Origin of the sequence: Bifidobacterium sp. ESL0682 (assembly GCF_029392815.1) — a bacterium.
Lineage (GTDB): Bacteria > Actinomycetota > Actinomycetes > Actinomycetales > Bifidobacteriaceae > Bifidobacterium.
In genome coordinates, this window is sequence record NZ_CP113942.1 from 2,042,357 (window position 1) to 2,054,947 (window position 12,591).

At 56.3% G+C, this 12,591-nt stretch carries 7 protein-coding genes, 1 tRNA gene and 1 pseudogene; 5 read left to right on the top strand and 4 right to left on the bottom strand.

The window, feature by feature from the left end:
* Positions 1 to 280 precede the first annotated feature (280 nt).
* The 3 genes from tgt (at position 281) to OZX57_RS08430 (ending at position 3,138) form a co-directional block, all read left to right on the top strand.
* On the top strand, positions 281 to 1,756 hold the full coding sequence (gene tgt / locus OZX57_RS08420; protein ID WP_277162185.1) for a tRNA guanosine(34) transglycosylase Tgt: 1,476 nt from the start codon (positions 281 to 283) through the stop codon (positions 1,754 to 1,756).
* 234 nt (positions 1,757 to 1,990) lie between these two features.
* Complete coding sequence (locus OZX57_RS08425) at positions 1,991 to 2,977, top strand: nitroreductase family protein (RefSeq protein ID WP_277162186.1); 987 nt, start codon at positions 1,991 to 1,993, stop codon at positions 2,975 to 2,977.
* Between the two features lie 78 nt (positions 2,978 to 3,055).
* Positions 3,056 to 3,138, top strand: a tRNA-Leu gene (locus tag OZX57_RS08430).
* An 88-nt stretch (positions 3,139 to 3,226) separates the two neighbouring features.
* Here the strand turns inward: OZX57_RS08430 and OZX57_RS08435 are convergent.
* Entirely contained in the window at positions 3,227 to 3,799 is a 573-nt protein-coding gene (locus tag OZX57_RS08435; protein ID WP_277162187.1) for a TIGR00730 family Rossman fold protein, read from the bottom strand.
* Between the two features lie 443 nt (positions 3,800 to 4,242).
* Here OZX57_RS08435 and OZX57_RS08440 point away from each other — a divergent pair, with 443 nt between their 5' ends.
* Both OZX57_RS08440 and OZX57_RS08445 read left to right on the top strand, forming a co-directional pair.
* Positions 4,243 to 5,265: a ketopantoate reductase family protein gene (locus tag OZX57_RS08440; protein WP_277162188.1), complete on the top strand. Its 1,023-nt coding sequence runs from the start codon at positions 4,243 to 4,245 to the stop codon at positions 5,263 to 5,265.
* Positions 5,266 to 5,706: 441 nt separating this feature from the next.
* A complete protein-coding gene (locus tag OZX57_RS08445) occupies positions 5,707 to 6,708 on the top strand; it encodes a 2-dehydropantoate 2-reductase (protein ID WP_277162189.1) in 1,002 nt (333 codons plus the stop codon).
* A gap of 182 nt (positions 6,709 to 6,890) precedes the next feature.
* Here OZX57_RS08445 and OZX57_RS08450 read toward each other — a convergent pair whose 3' ends face one another.
* The 3 genes and pseudogenes from OZX57_RS08450 to OZX57_RS08460 all read right to left on the bottom strand — a co-directional run bounded on the left by OZX57_RS08450 (position 6,891) and on the right by OZX57_RS08460 (position 12,308).
* Complete coding sequence (locus OZX57_RS08450; RefSeq protein WP_277162190.1) at positions 6,891 to 8,102, bottom strand: aminotransferase class I/II-fold pyridoxal phosphate-dependent enzyme; 1,212 nt, start codon at positions 8,100 to 8,102, stop codon at positions 6,891 to 6,893.
* Between the two features lie 109 nt (positions 8,103 to 8,211).
* The gene (locus OZX57_RS08455) at positions 8,212 to 9,540 is read right to left on the bottom strand and encodes an alpha/beta hydrolase (protein WP_277162191.1); all 1,329 of its coding nucleotides are present in this window, start codon (positions 9,538 to 9,540) and stop codon (positions 8,212 to 8,214) included.
* Between the two features lie 78 nt (positions 9,541 to 9,618).
* A pseudogene (locus tag OZX57_RS08460) lies at positions 9,619 to 12,308 on the bottom strand (prolyl oligopeptidase family serine peptidase).
* Between the last annotated feature and the right edge of the window lie 283 nt (positions 12,309 to 12,591).

Genomic DNA, 12,591 nt, shown 5'->3' on the forward strand with positions numbered 1-12,591 from the left:
CACTCGTGAACCGCTAATGACGAGTAAAGGCAACCGTTCTGAACGTTTCCTGAACGTTAGTTGAAAGGAAGTTTCAAACCTCGTTCCAATATCCTGATATGCTCGCCAAAACTTAGTTCTGGAGCTATTTTATCGGCCCCTATGAACCGAACAGATGGTTGACAAACTTGTGCCATGGCTTCGCCTAAAGTGAACTTAGAACCAAGTTTCGCCGTATATTGCCATCGATATGCTGGTAGGGCGAAGCGAATGAGATGAACTTGCAGCAACGGAAACGGATATGAACACTTCAGCAGATAAAACAGCAGACGCCCAGCTCAAAGATACAAACGTGCCAACCACGGATGCGAAAAACCGCGACAACCATGTTCCTGGCCATAAAGACATCGCCTCCGAGGCTACTGCATATGCGCAGACACGTTCTGCGACAACGGTTTCGCAGCTTGCGGCGAGCGCCTCTGGCCTGCTTGAGCACCCGCTCGGAGCCGAACCGGGCAAGCCCGGCGACCGCAGCAAGTTCTATTTCGAGCAGCACACGCGGCTTTCGGATTCGGCCTCCGGAAAGGGGCGCGGCGGCGCACGTTATGGGCGAACCGGAGTCATCCATACGCCGCACGGAGATATTCGTACCCCGGCTTTCGTGCCGGTTGCCACGCAGGCGGCCATGAAGGGCGTGCTGCCGGAAACCATGAAGTCACTTGGCGCGCAATGCCTGCTTTCCAACGCTTTCCATCTGTTTGAACGCCCCGGCGAAGACGTGCTCGACGAGGCTGGCGGACTCGCTCGCTTCGAGAACTGGGACGGACCGACCTTCACCGATTCCGGCGGATTCCAGGTGCTTTCGCTGGGGGCCGGGTTCAAGAAGACGCTGGCGATGGACGTTACCGGTATGAAATCGGACGACGTCATCGCGCCCGGCCGCGAGCGCAAGGCCTTCGTGGACGAGGACGGCGTCACCTTCAAATCGCCGCTCGACGGCTCCAAGCACCGTTTCTCCGCCGAAATCTCGATGGGCATCCAGCACAAGATCGGCGCCGACATCATGTTTGCCTTCGACGAACTGACCACACTGATGAACACGCGAGGTTATCAGGAACGCTCGGTCGAGCGCACTTTCCGCTGGGCGCGGCGTTGTGTTGAGGAGCATCAGCGACTCACCGAGGCACGAGTCGGCAAGCCATATCAGGCGCTTTACGGCGTAGTGCAGGGCGCGAATTACGAGGATCTGCGGCATAAAGCAGCCTCCGAAATCGCCTCGCTCGACTTCGACGGCGTGGGCATCGGCGGCGCCATCGAAAAGCGTGTCATCGGCGACACCTGCGCGTGGATCTGCGACGAAATGCCGGAATCACGACCTCGCCACGTCTTGGGAATCGCGGCAGTGGATGACATCTTTGCCTGCGTTGAAAACGGCGGTGACACCTTCGACTGTGTGGCCCCCGCCCGCTGTGCCCGCAACGGTGCCATCTACACGCGCGACGGCCGATACAACATCAAGCGCGCCGCCAACAAGCGCGACTTCGGACCGCTCGAAGAAGGCTGCGACTGCTATACATGCACGCACTACTCCCGCGCCTACGTCGACCACCTGCTGCGCGCCCATGAAATCAACGGCGCGACGCTCGCCACCATCCACAACGAACGGTTCTTCATCCGCCTGCTCGACGACATCCGCGCCTCGATCGATGGTGGTTACTTCGATGAGTTCCGCGACGAAACCCTCGCCCGCTACTACGCCCACGGATCCAAAGGCTGAGCCGACCGGACTACCTGCAATTTCGGACCTGCGGCACCGGCAAACAAAATCTTGCCAATCCAAAAACCTATGTTTACCGGTGCCAACTACGCCTCACATTTCGACGAAAAATTTCATACCCCCACAAATGTGTCATTCGTCACTTTTTCTGTTGCGTAGGAGGCACTTTGACATACAATCCCAGGCCAATCTGTATGATGGAACACGTTTAGCGAAGATAGGCAGAGGGGCAAGATGGATCTGAATGAGGCGATAACGGAGCGCCATTCCGTACGTATGTACACCGACGAACCAGTCAGTAAAGCTCTGCTCGATGAAATCTCCGCGGAAGTTGACCGTTGCAACGAGGCATCCGGTTTGCATTTCCAGATGGCCGCCGGCCTTGAAGACGCCTTCTGTGGTTACAAAACGCATTATGGCCGGTTCACTGATGTGCACAACGCCATCGCTTTAGTCACGAAAATTAACGAACCTTACGATCTGCATCCGGCAAAGAAAGCTCGTTCCGACACCAATAATTCCGCGACTTCCACTCAGCCCGATTTAACTTCACACACAACTCAATCGAACACCAAGCCACCTGCCAATCGATGCCCAAGCAAGCCAATCTCTGCCGTCCACCCTCTCTCAAAGACGAATGAATCAGCGGCAAACACCGACCAGAGGATCAACTCAGCCGAACAATCCATTGACCCGATTCCGCCCGAAGAGGCTGAAACCGAGGAAAAAGTCGGCTATTACGGCGAACAGCTGGCACTAAAACTTGTACAACTTGGGTTGGCGACCTCATGGGCAGTGCTTGACGATGCTGCGACCGGTTGGTGGAAGCTCGAGCTTGGCGAACGTGTCGTATGGATTCTCGCCTTCGGCCACCCAGCACGCCCTGGTGCCAAACACCACAGCAAACCTTTGGATTCGGTGTGCTCATTGCCCGCAAACTTCGGCCCCGATGCGACACTTGCCGCCGCCCCAGATTGGTTCCAGCGCGGTATCGAAGCCGCTTCGCTCGCACCAACATCACTGAGCCAACAGCCGTTCCACTTCACACTGGAAGAGAATCAAACCGTCAGCGTCTGCGTAACCCCGGTCTTTTCGCACACGTCGGCCTGGGTTGCGCCAAGCGTAACTTCGAAATCGGAGCCGGCACAGACAATTTCCAATGGGCAGAATGACGTCTCAGACCTTCGCTGGTCCAACATCAGCGCTCCGCCCATTTTGTAAATCTTGCCTCAAACAACACGCATAGCCACGAAACCCCTTGCGCTCGTCGGTACTGAGCAGTAACCTTATTATTTGTCTGCGAGTATGGCGGAATGGTAGACGCGCTGTCTTCAGGTGGCAGTGAGCGAATGCTCGTGGGGGTTCAACTCCCCCTACTCGCACGAGATTTCAAAACTCTCGGAAACATTGGAATACCAAGTTTCCGAGAGTTTTGTTTTATTAATCAGCATTTGGTCTGCCGTAGACCGCTTACTTCTGCTCAGGGAACGTACGAATCTTCGGCGGCTGGTAGGCGGCGACCCAGCGAGAAATGTCGTCGTAGGAATCGGTGAAGAGAAGCTTCGCGCGGTCGGGGGCGGTAAGGAAGCCGGCAGAGGTCATCGCATCGAACATCTGAGCCATCGGCTGCCAGTAACCGTCGAAATCGAAGAAAACACAAGGCTTATCGTTGAGGCCGATTCGCGCCCACGAGAAGGCTTCTGCAATCTCCTCCAGCGTGCCAGGGCCGCCCGGGAAAGCAATAAGCACGTCACCGAGCTCCATCATCCGGCGCTTGCGCTCATCCATATCGTCGACGACTTCCATCGTGGTCAAACCCTTCGCCGCGGCATTGCGATCAATGAGCATCTGCGGCATGATGCCATGCACCTTGCCACCGCCGTCGAGCACCGCCTGCGCCACAACGCCCATCAGCCCAACGCCACCACCGCCGTAGACCAGCTCGTCGTCGTTCGCTGCAATCCACTCACCAAGCTTCTTCGCTGCAGCCGCGTACTTCGGGTCGTTTCCGCTTGCCGCGCCGCAATATACCGTGATCTTCATGCCGTTCTCCTTGTAGTTATCCGTCACCATTCAACAACCGGTAATCTTGAAATCCACTATACCGTCCGCGCAAAAAGTCGGCCTACGAGAGGCATCACAACGGAATGCCGCAGCAATCACACCAAGGCTCCTAAATTGCCAGATTCGGACCGTCGGATTAGCTTTCCCAGCGCTTCACCATCCGCATCGGTTAAATCCGCGATAAGCTTTGCTGAAAGTATCCCAAATCGTCAAATTTTCGCATGAAATACATAAATAGACATTATTGCCTTTATGTCTTCTTATCTGGCCGTCTCAAAACTGCGACGAAAACAGTCCACGATGCGAAACAAAGCTGAGAAACCCTACTCCCGTAACGCATACTGCGTGTTACCGGCGATGCCACATGATGTTGTCCACAAGATTTTGCGGCATTCGTCGCAATACCCACAAGGGCCAGATAAATGAAGGGAAAGATTATGAGATACGGCATCATCGGCGCAGGAGCCATGGGATTCAGATATGGCGTGCTGCTACAGGAGTTGGCACACCAGCCGGTGGACTACATTGAGATTTGGGAGCCGAATCTCAAGAAGGTCAAGGAGCAGTGCGGAGTTTACGTCTCCCGCGATCACGAAGGCCGTCATCTCGTCAAGGCTGACATTTACTCGCCGGAAGAGTACGCAGCCAAGGGCGGCGATCCCGACCTGTGGATCATCATGGTCAAGCAGATGGATCTTGACAACTACCTCAAGCGCTGCGCGGACGCGGGCCTCTTCAAGGACCATCAGGTCGTCTTCAGCGCAATGAACGGCTGGGGCCATTTCGAAAAAATCCTCAAGTACTTCCCGAAAGACCGCATCTACGGCGGAACGGCCATGGTCGCGAGCGCCTTCAACGGCCCGGGCGACGTGGACTTCATTGGCAAGCCAGGAGCCGGCACGATGCACATCTGCGCGATGACCGAGGAGGTCACGCCGGTCGAAAAGGAATTCGTGGCCGACCTCGACAAAACCGGTTTCAACCCCCAGATCACACAGAACTTCCGCGGCACCTGCATGGCAAAGGTCATCTTCAACTCAGTCATCAACTCGATCTGCACGATGTATCAGATCACGATGGGCCAGTTCGTTTCGTACCCCGGCTACAAGGACATGGCCACCGTGCTGATTAACGAGGCCTACGATGCGCTCGAACGCTCCGGTTTCCAGCCCATCCAGACCCGTGCTGAGGCCATCGAGGAAGTCGATTACGTTAGCCGCGTCTCCAACCCACTGCACTATCCGTCGATGTACCAAGACATGTCGAAGGGCCGCAAAACCGAGGTGGACTATATCAACGGCTATATCGCCAAGGTCGGCCGCGAAAACGACTGCCCCTGCCGCGTGCAAGAATTCCTGACCCACGGCGTCCACGTCGCCGAGCTCGCCTTCCAGATTCACAAGAAGGAAGCCGCCGAGAAGGCCGCCGCTGAGGCCGGCAAGTAGGCTGCGTCTCGCACCGCCCTCACGCCGCTAAGAAAATATCCCGCCGGAAGATGTACCACCCAGATTTGAGTACGCACACTTTCCGACGGGATATTTGCATTTTCAACAACAATGTGCCATCGACCCGTGCCATTCGTGCACTTCACGCAAGTTATATCCGCACAATAAACCGCCGCAAACAGGCAGAATCGTTCTCAAACACATATTCCCAGCAATCTATTGACGTTTTGCGGCAATGAGGCAACGCTGCGATCCCACCCGTCACTGCCTATAAAAAATGGAATCTTGTCCACAATCTGACCGTTTATCACCTATTTCTGGCTTTAGGGCTTAAGCCTAATAGTTACATATCGCGTTCAGATCCACAAGATTCAGCGATGGGTGCCCATACCCAAAAGGCAGAGCGGCGGCAACAAAATTGAAACACGGGAAAGAATGACTATGAAATACGGAATTATCGGCGCAGGATCTATGGGCTTTAGGTATGGAGTGCTGTTCCACAATCTGGTGGGCCGCGACGTCGATTACATCGATATCTGGGAGCCGAACCTCAAGGCAATCAAAGAGCAGGGCGGCGTCTACGTTTCCCGCGATTACAAGAACCGTCATCTGGAGAAGGTCAACGTCTATACGCCCGAGGAGTACGCGGCTAAAGGCGGCGACCCGGACATGTGGATCATCATGGTCAAGCAGATGGACCTGCAGAACTATCTCACCCGTTGCGCAGACGCCGGGCTGTTCAAGGACCATCAGAACGTCTTCAGCGCAATGAACGGCTGGGGCCACTTCGAGAAGATTCTCAAGTACTTCCCCGAGGACCACGTCTACGGCGGCACCGCCATGCAGGGCAGCTCCTTCATCGCGCCCGGCGAGGTCGATTTCCAGGGCGAACTGGGCAGCGGCAGCATGCACATCTGCTCGATGAGCGGCGAGGTGACGCCGGTGGAAAAGGAGCTGGCCGCCGACTTCGAAAAGGCCCGCTTCAACCCGACAATTTCGCATGACCTACAGGGCACCTGCCTGGCCAAGATCATCTTCAACTCCGTAGTCAATTCGCTGTGCACGATGTATCAGATCCGCATGGGTCAGTTCATTTCCTACCCAGGCGCGATGGACATGACCACGCAGCTCGTCAACGAGGCTTACGACGCGCTGGAACGCGGCGGGATTCAGCCGATCCAGACGCGTGCCGAAGCCATCCACGAAGTGGAGAACTCCAGCAAGGTCGTCATGCCGCTGCACTACCCGTCGATGTACCAGGACATGATTGCCGGCCGCAAGACCGAGGTGGACTACATCAACGGATATATCGCCCGTGTCGGCCGCGAAAACGACTGCCCCTGCCGCGTGCACGAGTTCGTGACCAACGGCGTCCACGTCGCCGAACTCGCCTTCCAGATTCACAAGAATGAAGCCGCCGAAAAGGCCGAGGCCGCCAAGTAAGTCAAGGAACCATTGTTTTCTTCGGCTTGCCTGACTCCGGAAACGTTTAGAGCCGAGTAAGCCGAAGAAAGCAAGCAACGACTCGTTATGTTGCAATAGAGAAAACCGCTACCAAGCGTGTACTTGGTAGCGGTTTTCTTGTATCCAAACGGACTTGACAATCAGTAGTCTCGCACGGAAATTCAGTCCACGAAAACGTACTTGTTCAGGCGCTCCATCGCTTCCTGCACGCGGGAGAGCGGGAGAGCGACGTTCATGCGGATGGCACACGGGGCCTTGAACTGGCGGCCGTCCTGCACGGCGACGCCGACGTTCCATGCACGCTTCAGCAGCTCGTCAAGCGTGACGTTGTGGGCCTTGCACCAAGCGCTGCAATCCAGGAAGAGCATGTATGTGCCCTCGGGGTGGCCGAACGTGACCTCCGGGAAGTGCTCAGCGAAGTAGTCGCAGACGTAATCGACATTGCCGGTGAGCACCTGCCTCAGCTCGTCGACCCATTCATGGCCTTCGGGTTTATAGGCGCCGATCAGCGCGTGCATCGAGAGCACGTTCATGGCGTTGTAATCGGGCTTTGCGCCCTTCGAAGTGACGCGATCGCGCAGATACTTGTTGTAGATGATGTGGTACGAACCCACGAGCCCGGCCAGATTGAAGGTCTTGCTCGGCGCATACATCGCGGCGACACGGTTGCGTGCGTCCTCGCTCACCGATTGGGTCGGAATGTGCTTGTGATCGCCGAGAATGATGTCGGACCAGATCTCGTCGGAGATGACCACGCAATCGTTCTCGCGGTAGACTTCCATTGCCTTTTCGATCTCCCAGCGCTCCCAGACGCGGCCGCAGGGGTTGTGCGGGCTGCAGAAGACGGCGACGTGGATATTGTTTTCCTTAAGCTTCTTATCCATGTCTTCGAAGTCCATGCGCCAGACGCCGTTCTCATCGCGCTTGAGCGGCGAATGGACAATGCGGTAGCCGTTAGATTCGATGGCATTGGTGAAGCCCACGTAGGTCGGGCTGTGCAGCAGTACCGAATCACCCGGCGCCGCAAACGAAGTGACGGTGGAGATGACCCCGCCCAAAACGCCATTTTCGTAACCGATATCCTCGGGTTTCAAATCGGTGACACCGTTGCGCGTCTTCTGCCAGTCGATAATCGAGTTGAAATACTCATCGGTCGGGCTGAAATAGCCGAATGCAGGGTGCTTCGCGCGCTCGATGATGGCATCCTGAATCGTCGGAACAGTCGGAAAATTCATGTCGGCCACCCACATCGGGATAACATCGAACCCATCCTTCGGCGGATCAGGCGCGAATCCCGGCCGCAAGCCGAGCCCGTCGACCGCAATGGCGTCCTTGCCGTGCCGATCCATAATCGACGTGAAATCGTACTTCATTGTCTGCTCCTTTATCTAGCGCCGTGCGCTTACGCCATTGCCTGTTATGATGCCACTCTACATCGGCCGATTGCACGAAATGCTACGACCACGTATCGAAGCAGAGCCGTCATTCTTCTTCGGCGACCATCTCCTCAACCGATTCGCCGTAGAAGTCGATGATGCGCTCGACATAGGGGCCAAGCACGGCGTTGGGCATGCTGAAAATCTCGTGGACGGCGGGCTCGACGCGTTCCAAAACCACGTCGCCGCTTTCGACGCGGACGCGCTCGACGAAGCGGTTCTGCGCAGCGTTGTGCACCCACGTATCACGGCCAGCTTGGAAGAGCAGAATCGGCGTCTCGATGCGCGAGCAGGCCTCGCGTGAAAGGACGGCGTGCGACATCTTGAGCGCCTGGTTGACCCAGCCGAAGGTGGCCGCATTGGTCTGATAATGCTTGTCTTTCTTACGTAAGTCGAAATACCATTGCACACGCGCCTGTTCTGCGCCTTCGTAACCTTTGAGTTTCATGGTCGGCGAGAATTCCTTCTGGCCGGGCGCACGGTGGCGCGAAAGCCCGATAGTGCTGGCGAGCGCGGTGACAGGTCCGGCGATGGAATTGGGCATGCCGGTGACCGGTTCGATCATCGGCGAGGAAAGCACAGCCCGGTTGAAAAGCATCGGAAAACTTTCAAGCGTTGCCGCCGCAATGCCACCACCCATCGAGTGCGAATAAAGATGCATCGGCTGGTCGCCCGCGTACCGCCGCCCGACGGTTTGCGCGAACTTGGCCAAATCAGCGACATATCGCCGCCAATCATCGACCCAAACCAGCGAGGGATTCGCAACATCGCGCACTGAGTAGCCATGGCCGCGGTGCTCAAGAATGCAGACGGAATAGCCAGCAAGTAGGAAATACCATGTCATTTCGGCATGCTTGGCCGCAAATTCCGTAAATCCAAACGAGAAGACGATTGACCCACGGAACTTGGCACTTGCGCCAGGAATATTTAAAGCGTCAAACTTGTGCGCATCAAAGCAAACATAATGCAACTTGCCGGGCGTTGGCGGAGTCTTGAGCGAAGACATGTCGAACAGCTTGCCACGTGCAATCTGCTGGGCTTCCTCATCGTCCGGCCCAACGTCAATACCGGTTCCGCTGACTCCGATTCCCGCGTCACCCATACCGATGCGGGTCTCACCATCTACACCACCTACACCGTCAGCCGCAGCAGAATTTCCAGCATTATCAGCATCATCGGCAGCGCCATTGGGAACAGTCCCCTGCATCGGGACGGCAACCCCGTTCGCCGCAGCACCTTGCGCTGAAGCAGCAACGTTATCGGCCACCCCAGCAGGCGACATCCAGCCTTCTTCGCGGCATTTCGCGAGCGCCGGCAGCACGGTATCGCGCATCACCTCGGCATAATGATTCTCGTCAATCAGCGGCATATGCATACTGCCAGTCTAGCGGCATTCGCCGGCACATTTCTCACTCATTCCAATCCCAGCGAACGCACTGGCGCCCATCCAGCATCATCGCGCAATTCCCAACGCATCATAGAGGAAATCTCGTTGGAGAGTGAGCAGGTTTTCGGCGACCTTCGGATCATTGGTCATGTGGGTGATGCCGGTGAGCGGCAGGTAGGTATGGGGGCGGCCGGCCTCCATCAGCGCCTGTGAAAGTCGCAGCGAGTTGGCGATGGTGACATTGTCGTCGGCGAAACCGTGGATGAGCATGAGCGGACGAGTGAGCTTCGGGGCGTCGGCGACAATGGAGTTGCGCTCGTAGACCGCCGGGTCGAGGCCGAGATAACGCTCGGTGTAATGCGTGTCGTAGAGGGCCCAATCGGTCGGCGGAGCCCCGGCGCAGGCCGCGTGGATGACATCGGGTGCGTCAAGCACCGCAAGCGCCGAAAGATAGCCACCGTACGACCAGCCGATAATCGCCACCTTGTCAAGATCGGCGTCAGGCGCGACATCTGGCAACGCACGCACAGCCTCAACCTGGTCGGCTAACGTCACGTCCTTCATGCGCTCGAAAATCTCGCGATCCCATTTCGGGCCACGACCGGTGGTGCCGCGGCCATCAGCGGTGACCACGATGAAGCCCTGATCAGCCCACCACTGCGATTCCCAATAACCGGCCTGCGAGAAAGTGACCTGCTGCGCACCCGGCCCACCGTAAGGCTTCAGCAATACCGGCAGTTTCGCTGCACCCGCGAATTTACTGGACGCGCTCGGGCGGGTAATCGCAGTAAACAAACGATGCTCACCCAGCCGTACAAAATTGACATTTGGCGTGAATCCAGGAGTTTCGGCATAGCTGGAGATGTCAGCTCGAACGGTATAAATTGAGTCGTTCGTCAGCACATTGTCAGTACAGTTATTGTCAGATTGACTTACCAAACCATGTACCATCATCGAACCGGAATGCACCATATCATGACCCGAAATCACGATGCCATCACCCGCGCGGCTTGCACTCCATACGCCCGGACGCGCAGTCACCGGCGTAATATTCCCATCAAAATCAATGGTGGCCACATCAAAGCTACGGGCATCATGCAACGCTTCGTCACCCCGCCAGGCCTCAGGGACAACGGGAAGCGAACCACGCTCGGAGGCAATTTCCCGAGTCGAGCATCCCGAATTTATCGCCGCATCTTCAACTTCCGAGCCAGCAACTTCATGCGGTGTACGCTGCACCACCGCGAGCACGTTCTCGTCGCTCACGTCCAACACCGTGCGCACCTGCCAGCCGACCGGCGCGAACGGTTTGCCATCGACGGTCAACCGGTTCGTGTCAGTATCCATATCGTTCAAAGCGCAGACCAAACGCCCGTCCGGCGTGAAAGCGGGAGTACCAAGGACGAGATCAATCCATTGGTCGTTGGCATGCTCTTCCAAAATACGGGTCCGTCCGTCAGGCCGTACCTCCAGCACCTGGTCGTGCGACTGCCGACGATTCTGCACCAATACGAGCGGCTCATGGCCGGTCTGCCAACGCACCGCCGCCACATATTCGTAGCCCTCGCGATCCCATGAAACATTCTGCACATCACAGCCAACATAACGCCCATCGCGTTCTTCATCGAACTCAAGATGAGCCAGCATCAGCCGCACAATGGCATTCTTGGTGAGTGCACGCGCGTAGCGGCGACCAGTCGCAGGCTTGCTCGGGTCAGCCGGATCGCTGATATACCACACGGCTCAGGCGAACTGTCGTACATTTCAAACATCAGCCCACGCGAATCAGGAGCCCACCAAAATCCGTCGTAACGGTCCATTTCCTCGCCGGCGACGAACTCGGCCAAACCGATTTTCAGCGTCCCACTCGGGTCGTTTCCAACGCTCCAAACCGTGCTAAATCGATCACCAGAAACGTTAGTATCATTGACATTCCCCGCCCCATAAGCCTCTTGCGCTTCGGCTGCGCAGGTATGCGGATGCACATGTTTATTATGCAGACGTCGAGCCCCAGTCGCACTATCATTCCGTCCACCCGCCAGGCTTCCACCGGCAACTTCCACGACACTTTTATCCGCATCGTCTGCAACGACGAAATCGGTTTCACCATCTTCTTGGCCCTCGGCCGACATGTCGAATTTTTCGTTACCCCAATCGGCAATATCCACCATCACCAGGCGCGTGCCAGTTGTGTAAACGATATGCCGCCCATCCGGCGAAATCCGAGGATTCAACACTGGCAACCACTTGCAATCCGATGACGAAACTTTCGAATTGGTATTGGCCGCGTCATTACCATTCTTGAAATTCGCGGCATCGCTATGACCATTTTCACCACTATCATCAGCGTCGCCAATCGCGATCTGACGGGTGCGGGCACCGTCGCCATCCTCATCGATTTCACTGACGAACAGTTGGCCATTAATGGTAAAAACCACGCGCCGCCCAGCGGCATCCACCGAATACGAAACGATGCCCTGCCCACCTTCGCGGGCACGCTCACGCCGTGCCTTCTCCTCAGCCGGCACATCCTCGCTGTCCGCGTCAGCCAACAGTTCGCGCGGATCGGCCAAGAGCACCTCGCGATGTGAACTGTCACGACCAATCACACTCATCCACAGAGAGGTAACCAAATCCTCCGGCCCATCCGAACGCAGAAACAGTGCCCTCGATCCATCGCCAATTGCCTGCGCGGCCCGCGGCGCCCCGCCCGTAAACCGCAGCGTCCGAGCTTGCGCGCCCCGGAAACTCCGCAATCGCCTTCGCTTGCGACTTCAAATCAATAGCATCTTGCGTCTTATCTAAGCCCATGCTTTCAGTATAAGTAAATTCACTCAGTCTCATTCACCTGACATACAATTTTCAAATTGCTATCAGGGACGCTAAGCGATAGTGCTACCACGCAGTCATACTGCAGCAGCACGTCTTATTTTATCTCCAAAAAAGTGTAGAAATTTACATTTTTTTGGAGATAAAAATGTATTTATTTACACTTTTCTGGAGATAACTTCGGCAGTGAAAACGGAATTATGAGTCATA